Raw genomic sequence first — 24187 nt, 5'->3', positions numbered from 1 at the left:
GCTACGGTGGGGGCCGGGCCCCCGCTCTCGGGGTGCCCCAGAGGTGGGAACAACGGTGTTCCCCACCTCGCTTCACGTCACCTGTGCGCACAGGTACGGACCCGACCACGCCGACTTCGGTTCCCTTGTGCCCCAAGGGGTTCACGGAAACTCACAGTCGACCACAGAAGTTCACGGATCCGACGGTTCGGCCGGCCGACCGGCCGACACGTCACATGACCCGCTGTCCTTCGCGACGCTCGTCCGACGCCGCTCACAAAGGAGTGAGATCCCTATGTCCGGGCAATCCGACGTCATTCTCCAGAAGTTGCTCAACGACGCGGCCTCTCGGTGGAAACCGGGGGCTCGCCTGAGCCCCGAGGCCGCCGACGCGATCCGCCGTTTCCTTCCCCTCTACTACCGCCACACGGATCCCGAAGAGATCGGCGACCGTTCCCCCGAACAGATCTGCGGCGCCGCCGAGGCGCACCGTTCCTTCGGCACCGAGCGCACCCCCGGGCGCGGCAAGGTCCGCGTCTACACCCCGGACCTCGAACGGGACGGGTGGGAACAGCAGTCCAGCGTCGTCGAGGTGATCACCGACAACGCGCCCTTCATCGTCTCGTCGGTGACCATGGCCCTCGCCGACCTCGGTGCGGGCGTGCGCGCCGTCATCCACCCCCAGATGACCGTCGGGCGCGACCTCTCCGGCCACCTGATCGAGATCGACCCGGAGATCGGCGGCGACGGCCTGCTGCCCGTCGACGAGTCCTGGATGCACGTCGAGATCGATCGGCAGAGCGATCCCGAGCGGGTCAAGGAGATCACCTCCCGCCTGGAGACCGTCCTCGGCGACGTCCGCCAAGTGGACGAGGACGCCGACAAGATGAGTGACCGGATCCGCCGGATCGCGGACGAGATCTCCGCCGACCCCGACCCCTTGGTCGCTGGAGGCGTCGACCCGCGCGAGGTCGGCGAGAGCGTCGACTTCCTGCGTTGGCTCGAAAGCCGTCACTTCACCTTCATGGGGTACCGCGAGTACGCCCTGGTCACCGACGAGAACGGGGACGACTCCCTGCGTCCGGAACCCGGCACCGGCCTGGGCATCCTGCGCATGGACCCGCCGGCCTCCACCGGATTCGCGGCCCTGCCGCCGGAGATCCGGGCCAAGGCCCGCGAGCCCTACGTCCTGGTCCTGACCAAGGCCAACTCGCGCGCCACCGTCCACCGCCCCAAGTACCTCGACTACATCGGCGTCAAGAAGTTCGACGCCCAGGGCAACATCGTCGGTGAGCGCCGCTTCCTCGGACTGTTCACCTCCCAGGCCGACAACACGGGCATCGGGGAGATCCCCATCCTGCGTCGCAAGCGGGCCGAGGTGCTGTCCCAGGCCGGGTTCGACGCCGAGAGCTACAACGGCAAGGACCTCATCGAGCTGTTGGAGACCTTCCCCCGCGAGGAACTCCTGCAGATTCCGGTCGGCGAGCTCTACAGCATCGTCCGGGGCGTCCTGCGCCTGCGCGAGCGCCGCGGCACCAAGCTGTTCATGCGCCGCGACCCCTACGGTGGCCGCTACATGTCCTGCTTCGTGTACATGCCGCGCGACCAGTACAGCACCCGCGTGCGTCTGGACATCCAGGAAGTGCTCACCGAGGCCTTCCAAGGCGCCACGATGGACCACCACGTGATGATCGGTGCCGCGCCACTGGCGCGCCTGTACCTGGTGGCCCGAGCCGAACACGGGCGCACCCTCGCAGACATCGACCAGGTCGCCCTGGAGGAGAAGGTCCGCGAGGCCGCCAGGTCCTGGGACGTCGACTTCGACGACGCACTCGTGGACGAGTTCGGTCCCACCCGCGCCACCGGCTTCAAGGAGCGTTACGGCGCCGGCCTCACCGAGGCCTACAAGGTCGACAACACCCCGGTCACCGCGGCCAAGGACATCGAGCGCGTCGAAGACCTCCTGAAACGCTTCCCCTCCGATGAGCGCAGCGGTGAGTTCTCCGTCGCGCTCTACCGGGACGACGAGACGAACGACACCGCCTGGCGGTTCCGTCTGGTCCGCCTGGACGAGCCCCTCTCGCTCTCCCGCGTCCTTCCGGTCCTGGAACACCTCGGCGTCGAGGTGGTGGACGAACGTCCCTACTCCCTCGAAGTGGAGGGCGTGGGCAGGATCTGGATCTACGACTTCGGACTCGGGGAGTTCCCCGCGTCGGACCTGCCGCCCGAGCGGATGAGGGTCCTCTTCGAGGAGGCGTTCGACGCCTCCTGGCGCGACCGGGCCGAGTCCGACCGCATCAACGCCCTGGTCGTCCGGGCCGGGTTGGACTGGCGTCAGCTCACAGTCCTGCGGGCCTACGGCAAGTACCTGCGTCAGACCGGATCCACCTTCACCCCCGACTACCTGGCCGACGTCCTCGTCGCCAACGCCGGGGTCACCAACCTCCTGATGGAGCTCTTCGAGGCCCGCTTCGACCCGGACCTGCCCGACGAGGGGCGCGAGGAACGCGCCGGCACGTTGGTCGCCAAGATCGAGTCCGAACTGGAGGGTGTGGCAAGCCTGGACCACGACCGCATCCTGCGTTCGTTCCTCGCCGTCATGCGGGCCACCCTGCGCACCAACCACTACCAGCACGGTTCCGAGGAACGGCTGGTGTTCAAGCTCAACCCGCAGCAGATCCCGGACCTGCCCCAGCCGCGGCCCCGGCTGGAGATGTACGTCTACTCGCCGCGCGTGGAGGGCGTCCACCTGCGCTTCGGCACCGTCGCACGCGGCGGCCTGCGCTGGTCCGACCGCTTCGAGGACTTCCGCACCGAGGTCCTGGGCCTGGTCAAGGCCCAGATGGTGAAGAACTCCATCATCGTGCCCGCCGGCGCCAAGGGCGGGTTCGTCTGCAAGCGCCTGCCCTCGGGCGGCGGTCGTGAAGCGGTGATGGCCGAGGTCGTCTCCTGCTACAAGCAGTTCATCAGCGCCCTGCTGGACATCACCGACAACCTCGTCGACGGTCGGCTCGTCCACCCCGACCGCACCGTCCGGCACGACGGTGAGGACTCCTACCTGGTGGTGGCCGCCGACAAGGGCACCGCGTCCTTCTCCGACATCGCCAACGGCATCTCCGCCGAGCGCGGCTTCTGGCTCGGCGACGCCTTCGCCAGCGGCGGCTCGGTGGGCTACGACCACAAGGGCATGGGCATCACCGCCCGCGGTGGCTGGGAATCGGTCAAGTACCACTTCCGTGAGCTGGGCGTGAACGTCCAGGAACAGCCCTTCACCGCCGTCGGCATCGGGGACATGTCCGGTGACGTGTTCGGCAACGGCATGCTGTTGTCGAAGCGGACCAAGCTCGTGGCGGCCTTCGACCACCGGCACGTCTTCCTGGACCCCGCCCCCGACCCGCACACCTCCTGGGTGGAGCGGGAGCGCCTGTACGAGCTGCCGCGCAGCACCTGGGCGGACTACTCCACGGACCTGATCTCCGAGGGCGGCGGCGTGCACCCGCGCTCGGCCAAGTCCGTGCCGATCACCCCGCAGGTCCGCGAGGTCCTGGGCATCGACGAGGACGTCACCGAACTCACCCCGGACGAGCTCATCCAGCGCGTCCTGACCTCACCGGTGGACCTGCTGTGGAACGGCGGCATCGGCACCTACGTCAAGGCGAGCTCCCAGAGCCACGCGGAGGTCGGTGACAAGGCCAACGACCCCGTGCGCGTGAACGGGGCCGACCTTCGGGTGAAGGTGGTCGGCGAGGGCGGCAACCTGGGCATGACCCAGCCGGCCCGGATCGAGTACGCCCGCAACGGCGGCCGACTCAACGCCGACTTCATCGACAACTCCGCCGGTGTGGACACCTCGGACCACGAGGTCAACATCAAGATCATGCTCGACCGCGAGGTGCGGGCGGGCGAGCTGGACAAGGACGAACGCGACCGGCTGTTCATCGACATGACCGACGAGGTCGCCTCGCTGGTCCTGGACAACAACTACGCCCAGAACACGGTGCTGGCCGCCGCGCGCAAGCAGAGCTACGAGATGCTGCACGTCCACGGTCGCTACATGCGTCACCTGGAGCGCACCAAGGTCCTCAAGCGCAAGCTGGAGGACCTGCCCTCCGACAAGGCCATCGCCGAGCGCCGCGCCGCCGGCAAGGGGCTGACCAGTCCCGAGTTCGCCACGCTGCTCTCCTACACCAAGATGAGCCTCAAGGAGCAGATCGCGCTGTCGGACCTGGCCGACGACCCCTACCTGGCGCCGACCCTGACGGACTACTTCCCGAAGCCGCTGCGCGTGCGGGCCTTCGCCGACGAGGTGGCCGCGCACCCGCTGCGCAAGGAGATCATCGTCAACCAGGTGACCAACCAGTTGGTCAACCGGTCCGGTATCACCTACGCGTTCCGTCTCAACGAGGAGCTGGGTTCCAGCGCCGCCGACATCGCCAGGGCCTACCTGGTGACCCAGGAGGTCCTGGGACTGCGGAAGCTGTGGGGTGAGCTGGAGGACCTCGACCACGAGATCGCCGTGGACAACCAGCTCGTCCTGTTGCTGGAGGCCCGCAAGCTCGCCGAGCGTTCCACCCGGTGGCTGCTGCGCAACCGCAGTTTCCCGTTCGACATCAGCACCGAGATCGGCTTCTTCGCCGATGGTGTGGGCGAGGTGCTGCCGCAGCTGGTCGACCTGCTGCGGGGCCGTGACCGGGAGGCGTTCGAGGAACGTCGCGACCGGTACGTCGCCCGGGGGGTGCCCACCGGGCTCGCCGAGCGCATCGCGGTCATGGTGCCCGCCTACTCCACGCTGGACCTGGTGGAGATCGCGCACCGCACCGGACGTCCGGTGGGCGAGGTGGCCGCGCTCTACTTCGAGCTGGCCGACCGGTTCAACCTCAGCTGGTGGCGTGAGCGGATCATCGACCTGCCGCGCGACGACCGCTGGGCGACCATGGCCCGAGGCGCCCTGCGCGACGACCTGTACGCCGCGCACGCCGACCTGACCGCGCGGGTCCTGGAGTCCGGCGACTCCACGTCCGCCGGTGAGCTCATCGCCGACTGGACGAAGGCCAACGAGGGCGCCGTGCAGCGGTCCGGGATCACCCTGTCCGAGATCCAGGAGAACGAGCGCTTCGACCTGGCCACCCTGTCCGTGGCCCTGCGCTCCATCCGTTCCCTGGTGGTCTAGGGCAACCGGAGTGGGGGCACATGGAGTGTCCCGAGCGGGCCCCGCACCGTCAGGTGTGGGGCCCGCCCCTTTGTTGGGTCCTACACTGGGTGCGTGGCAGAACTGGACCCGGCAGAGAAGATCAAGGAACTCGCGGCGACCCTGGCGAGTGTGACCGCCGTGTTGGACCTGGAGGCGATGCAGACGCAGATCGCCGAACTGCGCGAGCAGTCCGCCGACCCCGAACTGTGGTCGGACCAGGACAACGCGCAGAAGGTGACGCGTCGACTCTCGACACTGGAGTCCATGGTCAACAAGGTCAACGGCATCGGGCAGCGTCTGGAGGACCTCGGAGTGCTCTACGAGCTCGCCGAGGCCGAGGACGACCCCGACACCCGCGCCGAGGCGGACCGCGAACTAGAGCAACTCCGTAAGGAGATCGGCGAACTAGAGGTGCGTACGCTCCTCAACGGCCCGCACGACGAGAGCGAGGCCATCGTCACCATCAACTCCCAAGCGGGTGGTGTCGACGCGGCCGACTGGGCGCAGATGCTCCAGCGCATGTACCTGCGTTGGGCGGAGCGTCACGGCTATCCCACGGAGGTCTACGAGACCTCCTACGCGGAGGAGGCGGGCATCAAGTCCACCTCGTTCGCGGTCAAGGCCTCCTTCGCCTATGGCACGTTGCGCGGGGAGCACGGAACCCACCGCCTGGTGCGGATCTCGCCCTTCGACAACCAGAACCGGCGCCAGACCTCGTTCGCGGGTGTGGACGTGGTTCCGATGGTGGAGAAGAGCGACCACATCGAGATCGACGAGACCGAGCTGCGCGTGGACGTGTACCGTTCCAGCGGTCCCGGTGGTCAGGGCGTCAACACGACCGACTCGGCGGTGCGCATCACCCACCAGCCGACCGGCATCGTGGTCTCCTGTCAGAACGAGCGTTCCCAGCTCCAGAACAAGGCGACCGCGATGACGATGCTCCAGGCCAAGCTCTTGGCCCGCAAGCGCCAGGAGGAGCAGGCGGCCCTGGACGAGATCCGCGGTGACTCGGTGAGCAGCTGGGGCACCCAGATGCGCAACTACGTCCTGCACCCGTACCAGAACGTCAAGGACGTGCGCACCGGTATGGAGACCGGCAACCCGTCGGCGGTGCTCGACGGCGAGATCGACGCCTTCATCGACGCGGAGATCCGCTGGATGCGCAACCAGGAGAAGCAGGAGTAGGGGCGAGACGAGCCCCGAACACCGACCGGTGTTCCTCCGCCACCAGGGCGGGGACGCGCACGGTCGTTGGTCGATCACCCCGGGTCGCCGAATTCGGCGGGTCCGGGGTGACGTGTCCCAAAGGTGATGACCACGACGCCGCAGTTTTACCGAAACTGCTATATGTGAACGTTATCATCGGTTGACACCTCCGATATGCTCGTGGCTGTTGTCCGATAGTGCGCTGATCTCCACAGATCGCTTGGGCGAGACGGGACCTGGACAATCCGGGCCCCTGTCCCCTCTAAACTGTCGGTGGCCATGCGGCCGGTACGATCCCGCGCGGAGCACCTCCGCCGGGTGCCCATACCTTCGAGAGCCTTGTGATGCGCCTGTGATCCACTTCGATAACGTCACCAAGCAGTACCCGACTCAGAAGCGTCCCGCGCTCGACGGTGTTTCCATCGACGTGGACAAGGGCGAGTTCGTCTTCCTGGTCGGACCATCCGGCTCGGGTAAGTCGACCTTCCTGCGCTTGGTGCTGAAGGAAGAGAGGCCCGACAAGGGCCGCGTGCACGTCGCGGGCAAGGACCTGGCGCGACTGTCCAACTGGAAGGTCCCGCACCTGCGCCGCCGTATCGGCTGTGTCTTCCAGGATTTCCGCCTGCTGCCGAACAAGAACGTCTTCGAGAACGTCGCCTTCGCCCTGGAGGTCATCGGTAAGCCACGGCGGTTCATCAAGAAGGTCGTGCCGGAGGTCGTCGAACTCGTCGGCCTCGAAGGCAAGGCCGGTCGCATGCCGGGTGAGCTCTCCGGTGGTGAGCAGCAGCGTGTGGCCATCGCCCGCGCGTTCGTCAACCGCCCGCAGATCCTGCTGGCCGACGAGCCCACCGGAAACATCGACCCGGCGACCTCCATCGGCATCATGAAGGTGCTGGACCGAATCAACCGCACGGGAACGACCGTCGTCATGGCGACGCACGACGCCGCCATCGTCGACTCCATGCGCAAGCGTGTGATCGAGCTTGAAGAGGGCTTGGTAGTGCGCGACCAGATGAGTGGCGTCTACGGCCAGGCGTACTGAGCCCTGGTACGTTCGTCGCCGGGCCTCGGTCGGCGACCCCGAGACCACCGGCATGGCGAAGCCCCGAAGGATGGACCTTTAACAGATCATGCGAGCACAATTCGTTCTCTCCGAGACGTGGATCGGCCTGCGTCGCAACCTGACGATGACCATCGCCGTCATCACGACGGTGGCCATCTCTCTCACCTTGTTCGGTGCCGGTCTGCTGGTCAACCAACAGGTCGCCGAGATGCGCAACTACTGGGACCAGCGGATCACGCTGACCATCTACATGTGCAACGACATCTCGCCGACCTCGACCTGTCAGGAGAACGGCGCCGCGGGCGAGGGCGACCGTGAGGCCCTTGAGCAGCAGCTTGAATCGCTCAACGAGGTCGAAAGCTTTCGGTACCTGACCGAGGCCGAGGCCTGGCAGGACTTCCAGGAGCGCATCGGCTCCTCCAACGAGGCCCTCGCCGAGGCCGCCCAGGAAGGTGACATCCCGGACAACTACCGGGTGCAGCTCACCGACCCGAACCACTACGACGCGGTGCGCGCGGCCGTGGACGGGGCCGACGGCGTCGACTCCGTCTCCAACGACCAGCGCGTCCTGGAGCAGTTCTTCGGTCTGCTCGACGGTCTCAAGTGGGCCGCCCTGGTGGTCGCGGGCGTGCAGTTGGCCGCCGCCGCGCTGCTGATCGGCAACACCATCCGGCTGTCGGCCTACAGTCGTCGTCGGGAGACCGGCATCATGCGTCTGGTCGGTGCGTCGAACTTCTACATCCAGCTGCCCTTCCTCCTCGAAGGAGCCATCGCCGGTTTCATCGGTGGTGTGATCGCGTCCGGGTTCATCGTGACCACCAGGTTCACGCTGCTCACCCAGATCGAGGAGTGGTTCCAGTTCGATGTGGCCTTGGGCACGACATCGCTGCTGTCCGTCATCGGCGTTTCGATGGTCCTCGGTGTGCTCCTGTGCACCGTGACCTCGTTCCTCACCCTGCGCCGCTACCTGAAGGTCTGACGGCACCACCGTCGGAAGGGACCGGCGGGCGCGGAACACCGGGGGGCCACTGGCCCCCCGGACTGATGAAGGGATCCATCCGTGGCCAAGGAAACCGGGCACAAGATGATCGCCCAGAACCGTAGGGCGCGGCACGACTACCACATCGACGACACCTACGAGGCGGGCCTTGTCCTCACCGGGACCGAGGTCAAGTCCCTCAGAGAGGGACGGGCCTCGTTGGTGGACGGCTTCGCGCACATCCACGATGGTGAGGTGTGGCTGGAGGGCGTGCACATCCCGGAGTACTCCCAAGGGACCTGGACCAACCACTCCGCCCGCAGATCACGTAAACTACTCCTGCACCGCGAGCAGATCTCCCGGCTGATCGGTAAGACCCGGGAGCCCGGGCGCACCCTGGTTCCGCTGTCCCTGTACTTCAGTGACGGTAGGGCCAAGGTCGAGATCGCTCTGGCCCGCGGTAAGCGTGAATACGACAAGCGCCACGCCCTCGCCGAACGTGAGGCCAAGCGCGACATGGAACGCGCGCTTCGCCGTCGGCGGTAGCGGATTCTTCGTTGAGGCGCCTGAAAGGAACACACAAGGTGTCCCCCCGTCCCCTCGGCCGCAAGATCGCGGCCGCAAGCAGCGGCCTGGTCGTCGCCCTGACCCTCGCGGCCTGCACGACCCACCCCAGCCCGGAGGTGGCCGTCAGGTCCTTCCTGCTCTCCTGGCAGGACGGGAACCACGCCGACGCCGCGAGGTTCACCACCGGTGACCCGGCCGAGGTGGAGGCGGCGCTCGCCGACGTACACGACCAACTCGACCTGGCCTCGGTCCGGTTCAACCTGGGCGGCATCACCCAGGACGGTGACCAGGCCGTAGCGGAGTTCGAGGCCTCCGCCGACCTCGGCATCGGCGACCCGGTGTGGACCTACACCGGCAGCATGCCGTTGACGGACGGTCCCGAGGGCTGGCGGATCGACTGGTCGCCCGGCGTCATCCACCCCGAACTCCAGGACGGCGAGCGACTCGCCGTCAGCTACGAGATCGAGGATCGCGGCCAGATCCTGGACCGGGAGGGTGAACCCCTCGTCTCATCCGACAGCGTCACCGCCTTCGGCGTCCTCCCCGCGGAGATGGACGACAAGGAGGCCGGGGTCACCGAACTCGCCGAACTCCTCGACGAGGACCCGGACCCGCTGCTCAACCGGGTGCGCTCCGCCCCGCCCGAGCAGTTCCAGCCGCTGGTGCTGATGCGTGGCGGCAGCGTCGATGGCACCTTGTTGGAGGAGGCGGGGAAGATCTCCGGGGTGCAGACCGAAGAGGTCGAGATCAACCTGTCGCCGCGGGTGGCGCCGTTCCTCCTCGGCGATGTCGCGGGAACCGCCGAGCACCGGGTGTCCTCCCGTGTCGCCGGCGCCTACCAGGCCGGGGACACCGTCGGTCTGAGCGGCCTGCAGAACATCTTCCAGCACGAACTCGCCGGGACCGCCACCACGCAGGTGGTCACCCTCGGCGAGGACGGACGACAGACCGCCGTCCTGGAATCATGGGACGGTGTGCGCAGCAGCGGGGTGCAGACCACCCTGGACCTCGAACTCCAGAACGCCGCGGAAGGCGCCCTGGAGAACCTGCCGGGAGACGGCTACCTCGTGGCCGTCGACACCGGCACCGGAGACGTGCTCGCCGCGGCCAACGCCTCCGGCCAGGCCGCCGACGATGGAGCGTTCACCGGGAGCTACCCGCCCGGGGGAGCCTTCACCCTGGTGTCCTCGCTGGCGGCCCTGGACTCCGGTGCCGTCAGCCCGGGCAGCCCGATGCCCTGCGGCTACCAGTCCGAAATCGGTGACCGGACCTTCACCAACCCCAGCAGCGGTTTCCTCGCCGGGGAGCCCGACCTGAGCCGCAACCTGTCCTTCCTGTGCAACGTCGGCTTCGTCGACATCGCCTCGGATGTGGGCGGCGACCAGATCACCGAGTCCGCCGCCGCCCTGGGACTGGGTGCCGACTGGCAGCTGTCCCTGCCGGCCGACTCCGGGGTCGTGGACATCAACGATGACGAGGCCGATGTGGCCGCCGCCATGGTCGGTGAGCACGGGGTCCAGGTGAGTCCGCTCGCCATGGCCCTGGCCGCCGGCGCGATCGCCGACGGCACTTGGAACTCCCCGACCCTCGTCCCCGAGGAGGGGCCGGCCCCGGCCGGCGCCGGTGAGCTGAACGAGGCCCACCTCGAAGTGATCCGCGAAGGCATGCGCGACGCCGTCGTCAACCGCTTCCCCGAGGTCGGCGTGGGTGAGGAGCCCGTGTACGGGCAGGCCGCCCGGGCCGAACAGGACGACACCGCCCTGCACTGGTTCGTCGGCTATCGGGGCGACGTCGCCTTCGCCGTTCTCGCCGAGGTCGAACCGGAGATGACGATGTGGCAGCAGTACGCCGTCACCGCCGCCACGAGTTTCCTCGCGGGCAACGCCGCCGAAGGCCAGCAGCAGCCGCTGACCGACGACCAGCCGCTCGCCGAGGTCATGCCGGAGTCCGACACCGGTCCGACCGAGTAGCACGGAAAAAAAGAGGCCGCCGCCGGAGCAACCCACGGGCGCTCCGGCGGCGTCTTCATGGGTAACTGGGACCGCATCAGGGGGTAGCGGACCAGTTCGATGAGGCAGGATCTCGTCTCGGGGGAGACCCTGCCGGTTCCAAAGGTCGGCCAGACCCTGCCGACCGCCCCCGTGAGTCGCGTCGACCAGATCTTGAGTCCGCCTCACGGGGGTTTCTTCCTGAGTAGGTCCCCGAGCCGGGAATCAGCTTGGCCCCCCGAACGTTGACCCGGTAGAGTGACGAACACGCGAGTGGTTCGCCGCTCGCATGTCGGTCGACACCGAACCCGTGCAGACGGGATCCACGTCGGCTTTGACAACTTCACAGGGGGTGATCGGTTTCGACTTCGGTAGTCGTTCCAGGGGAAGCGGGTCGAGGGTTGTGTTTGTGACCTCGTTAATCCTGCATTCGCATAAATTCAAGTGCCAATTCTAAGCGCACTGAGTTCGCTCTCGCTGCCTAAGCGATTGTGACTCTGTCGGTCCGGGCTCGTCATCGGCTCGGGATCCGGCACCATTTAGATGACTCACCGCTCAGATCAGGCCACGGGGCCTGAGCGGGACACTCACGTGGCTGGGCCTGTCAGCGATGTGTCTGTGCAAGCGCTGGGGCCGAGTAGAACGACACCACAGACTGCACCCGGAGAAGCCCTGGCTCGTTGCTGAAGGACGCGGGTTCGATTCCCGCCACCTCCACGGACTCAGGACGACCCTGCTCGCGCGTGAACGCGCTCGCCGGGTCGTCCTTCGTCGTTTTCGGGGGGAGACCCCCCGGCCCCCCGAGGTACCCCCTGATGGCCTGGGTCGTTTTGATCGGTGTGGTGGGTGGGGGGTTCTGTTGTGACGAGAAGGTGGGACGATCGTGCTCGCGCGTGAACGCGCTCGCCGGGTCGTCCTTCGTCGTTTTCGGGACCTTCCGGCCCTTGGGCCGCGCTTCGGCGTGGTCCGGGGGCTTTTTCGCGTTCAGGGGTCCTGAGCGGCGAGGGCGATGCCCAGGGGAGACCTGGCGTAGAACACCTCGCGGCCGGCGCGCCAGGACTCCAACAGGCCCGCGTCGCGTAGGGCGGAAAGGTTGACCGACACCGTGGCCGGAGCCAACCCCAGGCGCGCGGCCAGGTTCCGGGTGGTCTCGGGGACGATCAGGTGGGTCAGGATCCGAGCGCGGGTGCGTCCCAGGACCGCCGACAACGCCTCGGAGGAACGTTCTCCGGGTGACCACAGCTCACCCACTCCCCGCACCGGGTAGATCAGGGTGGGCTGCCACGGCTCCTCACTGATGAGGATCAGCTCGGGCCAAACGAAGGCGCTCGGCATCAGCAGCAGCCCGCGGTTGCCCAGACGCAGCCGTTCGGCGGCGGACGGCCCCGCCACGTGGAGAGTGTGGCCGTCCCAGGTGAGCCGCCCGTCCAGGTCGGTCATGAGGGCGGCCAATCCGTTCCGGGCCAGAGTGTGGGCCCGCAGGGACAGGTCCGCGTCCAAGAGGGCGCGCAGACGTGGCCAGTAGGGCCGGACCAGGTGCTCCCAACAGGTGGCCAAGAGATCGGCCAGCGTGTCCCGGGTGGCCCCGGGGTCGGCCAACAGCGGGTCGGTCATGCTCGCGGGCAGCCCGCGGCGGGGGTCCAACAGGCAGGCGCGCAGTTCGCTCGCCACCCGGTCGGTCGGGGTGGACCTGACCTGGATGAGTCCATCCTCGAAGGAGGTGAGCGGACCGGCCGGGGGAGGACTCAGGAAGTCCGGCACGTAACCGGGGCGAGGGAAGAGCAGACGTGCCGGGGACAGGTCGACGTGGTCGGGGAGCCGGGCGGCGCGGACCCACGGCAGGTGGAAGCTCTGACGGTGGGGTTCGAAGAGGGTGTGCAGGGCGGCCAGGGTCTCCCAGAGCGGAGAGACGGCGAACCTGCAACGCAGCAGGTCCTCGTGTTCGAAGACCACCTGTCCCGGCATGGATTCGAACATACCCGAATCCGTTGAGGGGCCCGTTCATCGGGCGGAGGCTGGGCGCATGTCGCAGACCTCTTTCCGTCGGGTGCTCGCCGTGCCCGAGTTCCGCGCCCTGTTCGTCGCGGAGATCCTGTCGATCCTCGCGCTGGTCGCGGTGCAGATCACCCTGTCCGTCCTGATCTTCGACCGGACGGGATCGCCGCTGCTGTCCTCGTTGGCGTTCGCGTTGGGATTCCTGCCGCATTTGTTGGGCGCCTCGTTGTTGTCGTCGGTGGCCGACCGGTTTCCGCTCAGGCGGGTGATGGTGGGGACGCAGCTGATCAGCGGCGCGGTGATGGCGTGCATGGCGGTCCCCGGGACGCCGGTGCCGGTGATGTTGGCGTTGTTGGTGGTGAGCGGGACGATCGCCCCGGTGTACTCGGGGGCGCGTTCGGCCGCCCTGGCGGACGTGCTGGGCGGGGAGGGGTTTCCCCTGGGGCGTTCACTGCTGCGGATCGCGGCGCAGACCGCTCAGATCAGCGGGTTCTCGTTCGGTGGCGCCCTGATGTTGGTCGCCTCGCCCACGACCGCGCTGTTGGTCGCGGCGGGGTTGATGATCGGGTCCGCCCTGTTGGTGGCGGTCGGCACCGAATACCGCCCCGGGCGCGGGGGTTCGGGTGGGTTGGTCGCCTCCTCGCTGGGAGGGGTGCGCGACGCGTTGCGGTTGCCGCGGCTGCGCGCGGTCTTCCTGTTGAGCTGGGTGCCGGCGGCGCTGTTCGTGTGGCCGGAGGCGTTGGCGGCGCCGTTGGCGGCGGGCATGGGCGGCGGCCCGATGTTGGTGGCGCTGTTGTTGACCGCGGGGCCGGTGGGGACGGTCGTGGGTGAGCTCGCCGCCGGGTCGTTGCTCACGGCCGAGGCGCGCCGCAGGTGGATGCTGCCGTTGGCCTTCGTGTCCTTCCTGCCGATGATGTTCTTCGTCTTGGACCCGGGTCCGGCGTTCGCGGTGGCCGTTCTGGGGCTGGGCGCTTTGGGCTGGGGTTACACGTTGGCGCTGGACGCGCTGCTGTTGGCGGAGACCCCACAGGAGCTGCGCGGGCGCGTGTTCGCGCTGGGTTCGGCCGGGCTGATGATCACCCAGGGGGTGGGGTTCGCGCTGGCCGGGGCGGTCGCGGAGTTCCTACCGACGCACCTGGTGGTGGCCATGGCGGGGGCGGGCGGCGTGCTGTCGGTGGCGTTGTTCGGCCGCCGGTTCTTTCGCTCCAGGGAAGTCCGTACGGCTATCTAGGTTGCGATCCTAACTAGGTTGCTTTACCGTCTAGGTAGATACCGGACCTAGTTCCAAGGGTGATGAATGGATCGACGATCGAGCTGGCTGAAGGGGGTGCTCGACCTCCTCGTGCTGGCCGCACTGACCGACGGCGAGAGCTACGGCTACGCCTTGGCCGCGAGCTTGGACGACGCCGGCTTCGGCCGGATCAAGGGAGGCACCCTCTACCCGGTGCTCAACCGGTTGGAGGAGGCGGGGCTGGTCGACGCGGAGTTCCGCGCGGCGGAGAAGGGACCCGGACGGCGCTACTACCACCTGACGGACCAGGGCCGTGAGGTCCTGGCGGATCAGGGCGCCGCCTGGTTGGAGTTCGACGCATCGGTACGCGAGGTTCTGAGGAAGGGCGGGGTCCGATGAGCTACCTCGACGAGTTGGCGACACTGCTACGGGCCCGTGGGGTCCCCGAGCAACGTCTCAAGAGCACCATCGACGACCTCGCCGCGTTCCTGGCCGACGGCGACCTGGACCCGGCGCGGGAGTTCGGTCCGGTGAGAGCGTTCGCCGACGACCTGGTGGGCGAGGAGGGCCCCGAGCCCGATCCCGAGAGCCTGGTGTGGGCGGCGGACTCCTTCGCGGCCACCGAGCGGCTCAACGAGATGGGCGCCCAGGGTTGGGAGGTCGAACGGGTGGATCGGTACGGCCGGTTCGTCAGCCACCGTGGTGAGGACCCGCAGGTCTGGGAATATCGCCAGGAGATCGCCCCCGGACGCCGTGAACGGAAGCGCCTGACCGAGAACCTGGCTCCGGAGGGCTGGGAGATCGCCGGACACTACTTCACCTTCGCCTACTTCAAACGGTCCCGGGCCGCACTGGTCGGGCCCGCCGCCGAGCTGGACGAACGCCCCGAGCCCAGCCGTAAGCGGTTCTTCTGGAGCCCGCCCGGCCTGCTGCTGATCGCGGTCGCCCTGGTGGTCCTGGCGATCTCCCTGTTCGATCTGGGCGGAACCCTGTGGGAGGGGGACACCGCCGACCGGATCGCCACGTTGGCCGGAGCCGGGGTCGGTGCGCTCGTCGGCATGGGAGCGGTACTGGGTGTGTTCTGGCTGTTCGCCAGACTGCGTAACCGCTGACCGTGACCACCCGTGGCGTGTCAACGCCGCGGACCCGTAGACGATAACGATCCGTGTGACCGGCAAGGGCTTCGATGTTGGAGTCACCGGTCGGCGACCCTCTCGCCGTGACCGCCGGGGTCCTGGTCCGGGGTAGGAAGGGCCGGGGGTGAGCGCTCTCCTCGGGTCAGCGCACCTCGGTGAGGGGGCCGAAGTGGGCGCGGGTGTCCTTGACCAGGGAGGCGAGCATGCTCTCGGTCAGGGGACGCCCCAACTGCAGGGCGCTGTCCAGTCCCTGCCACGGGGTGAACGCGAAGGACCACACGAGCTTGCTGCCGCCGGCGAACGGCAGCACGTGGTAGTCCTCGGCGAACGAGCCGAACAGCGGGAGCGTGCCCTCGGTGGCGTAGAAGGACTTGCGGCGTTCGGCCTCGTCCCAGCGGAAGAAGTGCTCGCGCATCCGGTAGGCGCCGAGGACCCGGGCCTCGCGGATGGTGCCCACACCATAGGGCGGCTCGGTGGTGTGGTGCACGTCTCCCAGCGCCCGGCACCAGGACAGTGGCCGGGGTGAGGTGAGCTCGGCCCAGACCTCGTCGGGCCCGGCGGCCAGTTCCAGCCCGACCCGCCAGCGCATCGGGGCGGATTCGAAGTAGCTCTCGTCGACGGGTTCGAGCTCGTAGCGGAAGGCGCTCACGGGGCATCCTCTTCGTCCGGGGTTCCTTGGGCGAAGGTACCAACTCCCTTGGGTGGGGAGCTCCGCCGGAAGTTCCTCGGGTGGATCCGACGGGGGCGCCACCGCTCGGTAACGCCCCCGTCGGATCCGGGTCCATCACTCCTTGGTGGCCCCCACCAGCCACGCGATCTTGTGGGCCGTGAGCGACAGGCTGCCGCTGTTGCCCAGGTGGACCCCGAACGATGCGATGAACGCGTAGTCGTGTTCCCGGCGCTCACAGATCACGTCCTCGACCGCGTGGACGGACTCCGGGTTGTCGACGCGTAGGCACAACCCCGACTCCTCCACCACTTCCGCACGGACTTCGTAACGGGACAGTTCACCGGCGAGCTTGCCGAGGTGCTCTCGCTCTTCGGAGGGCGCTTGGGTCGGCTCCTGGTCGTTCACCTGTCTCGACTGGGCCATGACGGATCCTTTCGTGACGAGCACGGCGCATTCCTCGATGCCCTGTTGACAATTGTCGCTCAGAGACAAGTTACTCATCCGTACCGTGCTCACGACACGCCGTTAGCCGACCCACCTGCCCCGATACATCACGTCCGCGACCGAAAGGTCCTCATTGAGCACCAGCAGGTCGGCGTGGCCGCCGATCTCGACCCGCCCGACCTCGCCCAGGCCCAAGGCGGCCGCCGGCACCGAGGAGGCCGAACGCACCGCCTCCTCGACCGGCACCCCCACCGCGACCGTGTTGCGCACCGCCTGCGGCAGCACGATGGTGCTGGAGGCGATCGCCCCGTTCTCGACGAGGCGTGCCTCGCCGTCCTGAACCCGGACCCGAAGATCGCCCAGGGTGTACTCGCCGTCGCCCAGGCCGGTCGCCGACATCGCGTCGGTCACCAGCGACACCCGTTCCGGCCCGGCGGCGTCGAAGACCAGACGCGCCGCCCCCGGGTGGACGTGCACGTTGTCCAGGATCAGCTCCACCGTCACCCGCTCGTCGCCGAGCACCGCCGCGATCGGCCCCGGGTCACGGTGGTTGAGCGGCCGCATCGCGTTGTAGACGTGCGTGGCCACGGTCGCCCCCGCGTCGATCGCGGCGAGGGTCTGCTCGTAGGTGGCCTCGGTGTGCCCCACGGCCGCCACCACGCCCGATGACACCGCGGCGCGGATCAACTCCAGGGCGCCCGGCAGTTCCGGGGCCACCGTGATCATCCGGACGTGCCCACGCCCCGCCTTGACCCAGGCGTCGAGCTCCGCGGTGTCCGGGTCGCGCAGCAGGTCCGGGTCGTGGGCGCCGCACCGCGACTTCGCGATGAACGGCCCCTCCAGGTAGATCCCGGCCAGTGTGCCCTCCTCACACGACTCGGCCAACGCCGAGACCTGACGGAGTGTCTCCTCGGGCGAGGCCGCGACCAACCCGCCCACCACGGAGGTCACCCCCGACCGTCGGTTGAAGGCGACGATCTCGCGCGCGCCCTCCGGGTCGGCCTCGGGGAAGGCGTGTCCCGCTCCGCCGTGGATGTGGGTGTCGACCAGTCCCGGGGCGACCAGTCGCCCACCGAGGTCGTGGTGCTCGCCCGGACCGGGGTCGCCGGTGCCGAGCTCGGCCACCCGACCGTTCTCGATCCGGACCCAGCCGTCGTGGGTGCCGTGGGCCGTCACTACGCGCGCGCCGGTGAGGGTCAGGGGTACGTGGGCCATGGGTGGGGCTTCTCCTCCTGCTGCGGGTCCCGCCGCGACGGGTGCGACGGGCGCTGTGTGTCGTAAATTACATTCGTGTGACCGCGAGGTTTTCAGGGGGTCGTGCGCACCTTCTCCAGGCGACGTCTTCCCAGGGAACGCAGGGTGATCCCGCATTCTGGGACGAGCGTCCGAGAGGTGGACCGGTACCAGTGGGGCCCGGCGTCCCCTCGGGAGAGGCACCGGCACGCATTGACGATAGTGGCCGACTCGCCTCATGATGGAGACATGTCCGCCGGTGAGCTGCTTGTCCAGCGCCTGCACGTCGACCTTCGACAGCAGGCGAGCGCGCTCTGTCGTAGCTAGCGCCTTGCGGGGCCCGTGCCCCGCGCCACGGGTGTATCCCGTGCCCTCGTGCCCCTACGCAGACACCGGACGCTCGGCTCCCACTCCATGGGTCCACGGATCTTCACGGTCCGAATGAGCACTCCCACGCGATGCGGACGCGAACCCCGACGCCGGACCACCAGGTCCCGCGCCGCGCGCCGACTCGCGAGGAACACGGTTCTACTCCGGTGTCCCGCTTCCGATCACCGCCCCCCGCGTTCCCTTCCGGTCGATCCCGGCTCGCTCAGACCGAACCCAGGAGTTCTCCGCATGACTCGCTTCACCGTGCTCGTCGCCGCACCCCGTTCCCATTCCTCCGTCCGCTCCGCCGCGCTGCGCGCCGCCACCGAGGTCGCCGTCCGCGCCGGCGTGACCACCACGCCCGATGTCATCGACCTGGCCGACCTCGGTGCCGACCTGCTCGACGACTCCTCCGCCGCGGTCTCCGAGGCGCTGGAGAAGGTCGGTGCCGGTGACGTGCTACTCGTCGCCTCGCCGCAGGTGCACGGCACCTACACCGGCCTGCTCAAGGTCTTCCTGGACCGCCTGCCCGAGCTGGGTCTGGGCCACACCGTCGCCATCCCGCTCGCCGTCGTCGAGGACCTGCGCAACAGCCACGGCATCGAGGAGGACCTTCGCGTCCTCCTGGCCGACCTCGGCGCCTGGGTCGCCGAGCCCGGTCTGATCCTGTCCAGCGACGAGACCGGCGAGCCGGAGAGCGTCGTTCGGGCCTGGGCCGACGTGGCCGCGCCCGGTCTGCGTCAGGCCGTCTCCGTCGCCGCCTGAGCGACGAAGCGATGAGGGCCCCGCCGTCCGTGGCGGGGTCCTCGGCCGTCCGGTCACCGGCTCCGGTCACCGGCCGGGGGTGGTAGGGGCGACCGTCCTCACGCGTTGGGGGTGGACTCGCCGCGCAACCGGCTGGTGTCGGCCTCCGCCTGGGCGACGTTGCCGCGCACCAACACCACCACGACCAGGGTCAGGGCGAACCCGCCCACCCGCAGGGCCATGGTGAGCGGGTCCTCGGGCAGGCTCTCCCCGAACAGGAGCGTGCCCGCCACCACGGTGAACACGTTGCCCACCACGTTGGCGACCGGGGCGGTGATGGAGGCCCGGGAGCGCTGCAGGGAGGTCTGGAAGAGCACGATGCCCACGGCCCAGCCCAGCGCGTACAGGTACGGGTAGGGCGACAACAGGGCGGGGCCGATCGCGGCCCACAGCCCGTGGTCGGCGAGGAGGCCGCCGAGGCCCTTCCCCTGGAGCCCCGCGCTGCCCTGGGCGAGGCCGGCCGCGGCGCCCATGGCGGCGGCCGAGATGTACTTCCCTCGTCCCCCGACCACGCTCATGACGGCCACGCAGGCCAACACGGTGCCCACGCTGACCACGACCAACAGGGGCGTGTCCGCGGTCGTCCCGGTCTCCGCGCCGTCCACCGTGGACAGGCTCAGCAGGCCCAGGGCCACCGGCATCACGCCGAGCGCGACGTACTCGCCTCGGGTGATCCGCTCACCGCGCACCAGTGTGATGACCAGCAGCGTCGTGGCCACACCGGCGGCGAAGGCGGGCTGGGAGACCGACACCGGAGCCAGACCGAGGGAGACGATCAGGCCGACGCTCCCCAGGGCGGCGAACACACAACCGAGAACCCATTTCGGATTACCCAGCAGTACCCTGGCGAGGTGAAGCGGACGGTTGATCGAGATCGACTCGGAGCCGTGCAACGCACGCTGCTCCACGGTCAGTCCGATCGTGTAGACCACCGCTGAGAACAGCGCGACCAGGAGTCCGATCACGAGGAGGAGGCCTTTCGGCTCGGCGCTCCGTGACCCAGACGGGCCCGAAGGTTGACGGCCTCCATATAACCAGTTCTAGTCTTGTCTGGCGAGTGACGCCTGAGGTCCTGTCTCAGCAGGGTGGATGTCACTCGTGGGTCGAATAGGAACCTGTAACTACCGCTAAGCGCCGCGGCGAGAGATGGGGCACGGTGCAGGACCCGGGCGACGACGACACCCCCCAGGAAGAGGACGTGACCGAGACACCCGGGACCCCCCGGGGCCGGGCATCCGGGAGCGAGACGGAGAGTTCTCGCCCGAGCGCTTGGCGAGACCGGCTTCCCACGTGGACGAGCCGCGAGTATTGGCGTGGATCCACCTGGCGAGACCTCCTGCGCCCCGGCCCGTCGACGAGCCGATTCCGCGGCCTGTGGGAGCGCGGAGGTTCGCGCTTCGAACCCGGCCCGTTGGGGCTGCTCGGCGTCATGCTCGCCGCCATGGCCGTCACCATGTTGCTCCTGCAGACCGGTTCGGGCGGCCTCGGAGCGGAGGGCGACGAGCGGGCCGAGGAACCGGTCGCCGTGCCCGGCCCGCCCGACGGGGAGCTGCGGATCATGCCGATCGGCGACTCCGCGACCCAGGGCAGCAGCGGGGACCACACCTGGCGCTATCACCTGTGGTCCCACCTGTCCGACCAGGAGATCGACTTCGACCTGGTCGGACCCGACGACGACCTCTACTCCCTCGCCGACGAGGACTTCGGCGCCCACGACTACGCCGACCCCGACTTCGACACCGACCACGCCGCCCGTTGGGACGCCACAGCCCAGGAACTCGCCACCGACGTCGCCGGCGTCGCCGCGGAGTACGACCCCCACTACCTGCTTCTCCTGGCCGGGACCGAGGACATCCTCAACGGAGGGGAGGCCGATCACGCGCTGGACGGCATCGCCGAGATCGTCTCCACCGTGCGGGTGGTGCTCGGTGAAGCCCGCTTCGTGGTCGGCGAACTGCCCGAGGTGGAGGGCACCGACGACGACGGCCGGGTCAACCGGGAGATCGAACGGTTCAACATGGGCCTGGTCGACCTCGCCCAACAGCTGACCTCGGCCGAGTCGCCCGTGGTGGTCGCCCAGACCGCCCGGGACTACACCCCCGCCTTCGACAACTGGGACGCCACCCACCCCAACGTTCGCGGTGAACTCAAGATCGCGGCGGCCTTCGCCGACGCGCTGGCCAGGCCCCTGGGTGTGGGCGGCGAGTTCCCCCGGCCCTTCCCGGACCTGTCCACCGGGCCGCTGACCGCGCCCGAACCCGAGTACGAGGAAACCGACGACGGTCTCCTGCTGTCCTGGGAGAACGTTCCCGGAGCCACCGACTACCGCGTGGTGCAGCGCCGGATCGAACCCGCCCCGGACGACCCCTTCGTGCTCCCCTTCGACGTGGACGTCGACGACGAGCGAGGCTCCGTCACCGTCGAGTCGCTGTTGAGCGGTGCCCGCTACGAGTTCGTCGTGCGACCCGTCAAGGGCCGCGACGAGGGAGTGGAGTCCGAACCGCTCCGGCTGGTCTGGGACGACGACCCGCCGCCGGGCCCGAGCGGACTGGGACTGCGGGACGACGGGGCACTGCTCGTCTGGGACGAGGTCGAGGACGCGAGCCACTACGAGGTGTGGGTCCGTCTCCTGGAGTGCACCCCGGGGGACTCCTTCCGGCGTTCCCGCGACACCCCGCCCGTGGCCGGGGACACCACCACGACCATCGACGACGACCAGAACGTCGGGGGAGGGGAACCGGACCCACCGCGGCCCAGCCCCTCCGAACCACCGCCCACCCCGCGCCCCGAGCCGGAACCGGCCCCCGCGCCCACGCCGCCGCCGTCGAGCCCGCCGCCCGCGCCGGGTTCCACCTGTTCGCCGCGAGACGACCGCGGGCCGCGGGACGGCGAGGGCTGGCGCACGCTCGGTTCGACGGGGGACCGGGCTCGGTGGCGGGTCACGGTGTCGGGCCCCTACGAGGTCGTGGTGCGTTCCTATCGTGACTACGTGGAGGGCGGTTACTCCGCGAGCCTTCCGTTGGTGGACCACTGATGGCCCTTCGCCGGGCGCACTGGGGCCTGGGGGCGCTGGTGGCGTTCCTGGCCCTGGGGCCCGCGCTGGGGCCCGGCCATGTCCTGCGATACGACATGGTCTTCGTGCCCGATCTGTCCCTGCGGGCCGTGCTCACCGGCGCGGACGGGTTCCCCCGGGCGATCCCGAGTGACGCGGTGGTCGCGGCACTGTCCACGGTCCTGCCGGGCCATGTGGTGCAGAGCCTGGTGCTGGCCGCGGTGTTCGTCCTGGGAGTGGCCGGCGCGTTCCGGCTGCTCACCGGCCTGGTGTACGGGAAGGGGGCGGTCCCCATGGCCGGCCTGGCCGCGGGTGCGGTCGCCGGAATCGCCTACGTGTGGAACCCGTTCGTGGCCGAGCGTCTGCTGTTGGGGCAGTGGGCGGTCCTGCTGGGATACGCGGGGTTGCCCTGGGTCCTGGCGGGGGTGGTCCGTATGACCTCGCTTGGGCCCACCCGAGGTCTCGCCGGGATGGTGTGCGCCCTGGTGCCCGCCGCGATCGGTGGGTTCTCCTCGGTGCTGCTGAGCGCGTTGACCGCCGGTCCGACCTCGCTGCGCCGGTGGCGGGACGCGGGCCTGCTGATCCTGGCGCTGATCCTGCTGTCGTCGCCCTGGCTGGTGCCCTCGCTCCTCAGCGGCGCCGCCACCGACCCGGCCGGAGTGGCGGCCTTCGCGGCCCGCTCCGACACCCCGTTCGGCGCGTTCGGTTCGCTCCTGCTGCTCGGCGGGGTGTGGAACGCGGGGGCGGTGCCTCCCGGATACGGAGAGCCCGTCACGGCCGCTCTCAGGGTCCTGGTGGTGACGGTCGCGCTCATCGGCTGGGTCTGGTGGTGGCGACGGGCGCGTCCGGTCGTGGCGGTGGGGTTGTCGGTGTCGGCGGCGTTGGGCCTGTTGATCGCCCTGGCGGGTGTGCTCGCCCCGGGGCCCCTGGCCGCGCTGATCGACCTGTGGCCCGGCTTCGGGCCGCTGCGCGACGGGCAGCTGTACGTCGCGCCGCTGGCCCTGTTGCAGTCCCTGGGGCTGGGCGCGATCGTCCTGTGGGTGCTCCGAGCCCTGCCCGAGACGACACCGGTCGAAGGGCCGCCGGTGCCCGGCATGGGTCGGATGGTGACCGTGGTGGTCCTGGGGTTGTCGCCGGTGGTGGTGCTCCCCGGGCTGTTGTGGGGTGCCGGCGGCGGGCTCGCGCCCGTGGAGTACCCACCGGCCTGGCGTGGGGCACAGGCCGCGGTGGCCGCCGACGAAAGCCCCGGCGCGGTCCTGGTGCTGCCCTGGAGCGCCTACCGGGGACCGGACTGGTCCGGGGAACCGGTGGTGGTGTTGGACCCGGCCACCAGACTGTTCGATCGGCGCACGCTCTGGAACGACGACCTGAGGGTCGGAACTCCGGACGGTGGGACCGTGGTGGTGACGGGGGAGGACCTGCGGGCGCGGCAGGCCGCCGAATCACTCGACCTCGACCCCGAGACCGCTATGCCGCGGATCGAACCCGCCGAACTCCCCGAACTCCTGGGGTCGATGGGCGTTCGGTACGTGGCGGTGTCCGCTCCGGTCGACCACGACCTCTCCGACACCGATGGGCTGTCCCCCGTGGTGGAGGGGGGCGACATGGCCCTGTTCGAGGTCGACGACGAGTACGTCGAGGCGACACCGGAGAGTGTGTCCGTTCCGGTCGTCGCCGGCGCTCTGACCAGCCTGGGAACCATCGTCTGGGCGGTGTTCACGGTCGCCCGGAGAGAACCCCGCCATGGTGATCCGGTCGAGGGGGCCGCGGTCGGGGCCTGACCGTCCCGCGAGGGCCGGGGCCGCTTTTTCGGTCACTTTGAAACGGGTTCTGGTTTCATCGTCGATCCCGTTCTCACCAGGTGATCCAGGCCACTCGGCCGCCCCTGACCAGCATATGGATGCGTGCAAAGTGCACATTTCGGGGTTGGAAGTTACCGGAGGGTTAGTTACAGTTGGGGCAACCATCTGGTCTGTAGCTAGATCAGGTTCTAGTCTCGGTTTCCAGCGCCCCGGGCCAGAACGGTTCGGAGCGTGCGGAAGGAGATCCTCAAGTGATCAAGGTAATCGCCGCCTGCGTGATCGGCGCGGCTCTGGCGGGAGGTGCCACCGTGGTGGCCACCAACCTCGCCACCGAGTCGACCGCGACCGCTGAACCGGTGAACGAAACCCTCTACAACTACGGCGACCGCTAGGTCTTCGGGTTCGCGAGGTCCGGCGGGCGCCTCGCAACCTGCGGGGCGCCCCACGCCCCCGGTCCCCGGTGATCCGAACCCGACAC

General features: G+C 69.0%; 18 protein-coding genes and 1 other RNA gene. 14 read left to right on the top strand and 5 right to left on the bottom strand.

From position 1 onward, the window contains the following. The first annotated feature begins 274 nt into the window (after positions 1 to 274). The 7 genes from ACWGKS_RS10135 (at position 275) to ssrA (ending at position 11693) form a co-directional block, all read left to right on the top strand. Positions 275 to 5149, top strand: a complete 4875-nt coding sequence (locus tag ACWGKS_RS10135; RefSeq protein WP_358503263.1) for an NAD-glutamate dehydrogenase — start codon at positions 275 to 277, stop codon at positions 5147 to 5149. A gap of 93 nt (positions 5150 to 5242) precedes the next feature. Further along, positions 5243 to 6355, top strand: coding sequence for a peptide chain release factor 2 (prfB, locus tag ACWGKS_RS10130; protein WP_358503261.1), 1113 nt, complete (start codon positions 5243 to 5245; stop codon positions 6353 to 6355). A gap of 373 nt (positions 6356 to 6728) precedes the next feature. Next, positions 6729 to 7418 (top strand): cell division ATP-binding protein FtsE, encoded by a 690-nt coding sequence (gene ftsE, locus ACWGKS_RS10125; RefSeq protein WP_067601365.1) that lies wholly within the window; start codon positions 6729 to 6731, stop codon positions 7416 to 7418. Between the two features lie 88 nt (positions 7419 to 7506). Further along, positions 7507 to 8418 carry a permease-like cell division protein FtsX gene (gene ftsX, locus ACWGKS_RS10120; protein WP_358503258.1) on the top strand — a complete coding sequence of 304 codons (912 nt, stop codon included), beginning with the start codon at positions 7507 to 7509 and terminating at the stop codon, positions 8416 to 8418. A gap of 81 nt (positions 8419 to 8499) precedes the next feature. Beyond that, positions 8500 to 8964, top strand: a complete 465-nt coding sequence (gene smpB / locus ACWGKS_RS10115; protein ID WP_067601371.1) for an SsrA-binding protein SmpB — start codon at positions 8500 to 8502, stop codon at positions 8962 to 8964. Positions 8965 to 9002: 38 nt separating this feature from the next. After that, on the top strand, positions 9003 to 10955 hold the full coding sequence (locus ACWGKS_RS10110) for a penicillin-binding transpeptidase domain-containing protein (protein ID WP_358503255.1): 1953 nt from the start codon (positions 9003 to 9005) through the stop codon (positions 10953 to 10955). Positions 10956 to 11321: 366 nt separating this feature from the next. After that, positions 11322 to 11693: a transfer-messenger RNA gene (gene ssrA, locus ACWGKS_RS10105) on the top strand. Positions 11694 to 11957: 264 nt separating this feature from the next. Here ssrA and ACWGKS_RS10100 read toward each other — a convergent pair. Further along, positions 11958 to 12950 (bottom strand): ArsR/SmtB family transcription factor, encoded by a 993-nt coding sequence (locus ACWGKS_RS10100; RefSeq protein ID WP_358503252.1) that lies wholly within the window; start codon positions 12948 to 12950, stop codon positions 11958 to 11960. 46 nt (positions 12951 to 12996) lie between these two features. On the opposite strand from ACWGKS_RS10100, the gene ACWGKS_RS10095 reads away from it, so the two are divergent. The 3 genes from ACWGKS_RS10095 to ACWGKS_RS10085 all read left to right on the top strand — a co-directional run bounded on the left by ACWGKS_RS10095 (position 12997) and on the right by ACWGKS_RS10085 (position 15311). After that, on the top strand, positions 12997 to 14199 hold the full coding sequence (locus ACWGKS_RS10095) for an MFS transporter (protein ID WP_358503248.1): 1203 nt from the start codon (positions 12997 to 12999) through the stop codon (positions 14197 to 14199). A 66-nt stretch (positions 14200 to 14265) separates the two neighbouring features. Then, a complete protein-coding gene (locus ACWGKS_RS10090) occupies positions 14266 to 14598 on the top strand; it encodes a PadR family transcriptional regulator (protein ID WP_452455267.1) in 333 nt (110 codons plus the stop codon). After that, on the top strand, positions 14595 to 15311 hold the full coding sequence (locus ACWGKS_RS10085; RefSeq protein WP_358503242.1) for a DUF2812 domain-containing protein: 717 nt from the start codon (positions 14595 to 14597) through the stop codon (positions 15309 to 15311). The genes ACWGKS_RS10090 and ACWGKS_RS10085 overlap by 4 nt, the downstream gene beginning before the upstream one ends. 166 nt (positions 15312 to 15477) lie before the next feature. Here the strand turns inward: ACWGKS_RS10085 and ACWGKS_RS10080 are convergent, their stop codons facing one another. The 3 genes from ACWGKS_RS10080 to nagA all read right to left on the bottom strand — a co-directional run bounded on the left by ACWGKS_RS10080 (position 15478) and on the right by nagA (position 17664). Then, complete coding sequence (locus tag ACWGKS_RS10080) at positions 15478 to 15984, bottom strand: SRPBCC family protein (protein ID WP_358503239.1); 507 nt, start codon at positions 15982 to 15984, stop codon at positions 15478 to 15480. Positions 15985 to 16119: 135 nt separating this feature from the next. Beyond that, entirely contained in the window at positions 16120 to 16428 is a 309-nt protein-coding gene (locus ACWGKS_RS10075; RefSeq protein WP_358503237.1) for a hypothetical protein, read from the bottom strand. 102 nt (positions 16429 to 16530) lie between these two features. Continuing rightward, on the bottom strand, positions 16531 to 17664 hold the full coding sequence (nagA, locus tag ACWGKS_RS10070; protein WP_358503234.1) for an N-acetylglucosamine-6-phosphate deacetylase: 1134 nt from the start codon (positions 17662 to 17664) through the stop codon (positions 16531 to 16533). A 636-nt stretch (positions 17665 to 18300) separates the two neighbouring features. Between nagA and ACWGKS_RS10065 the strand changes: the two genes are divergently transcribed. Beyond that, on the top strand, positions 18301 to 18816 hold the full coding sequence (locus ACWGKS_RS10065) for an NADPH-dependent FMN reductase (RefSeq protein ID WP_358503232.1): 516 nt from the start codon (positions 18301 to 18303) through the stop codon (positions 18814 to 18816). Positions 18817 to 18914: 98 nt separating this feature from the next. Here the strand turns inward: ACWGKS_RS10065 and ACWGKS_RS10060 are convergent, their stop codons facing one another. Next, entirely contained in the window at positions 18915 to 19820 is a 906-nt protein-coding gene (locus ACWGKS_RS10060; RefSeq protein ID WP_358503229.1) for a hypothetical protein, read from the bottom strand. A gap of 233 nt (positions 19821 to 20053) precedes the next feature. On the opposite strand from ACWGKS_RS10060, the gene ACWGKS_RS10055 reads away from it, so the two are divergent. The 3 genes from ACWGKS_RS10055 (at position 20054) to ACWGKS_RS10045 (ending at position 24101) form a co-directional block, all read left to right on the top strand. Next, entirely contained in the window at positions 20054 to 21889 is a 1836-nt protein-coding gene (locus ACWGKS_RS10055) for an SGNH/GDSL hydrolase family protein (protein ID WP_452522362.1), read from the top strand. Next, positions 21889 to 23688 (top strand): hypothetical protein, encoded by a 1800-nt coding sequence (locus ACWGKS_RS10050; protein ID WP_358503223.1) that lies wholly within the window; start codon positions 21889 to 21891, stop codon positions 23686 to 23688. The genes ACWGKS_RS10055 and ACWGKS_RS10050 overlap by 1 nt, the downstream gene beginning before the upstream one ends. Before the next feature lie 272 nt (positions 23689 to 23960). Beyond that, the gene (locus tag ACWGKS_RS10045) at positions 23961 to 24101 is read left to right on the top strand and encodes a hypothetical protein (protein WP_017542507.1); all 141 of its coding nucleotides are present in this window, start codon (positions 23961 to 23963) and stop codon (positions 24099 to 24101) included. Positions 24102 to 24187: the final 86 nt, after the last annotated feature.

The organism is Nocardiopsis sp. NPDC055879 (genome assembly GCF_053615935.1).
This window is presented reverse-complemented; position numbering and strand designations above follow the sequence as displayed.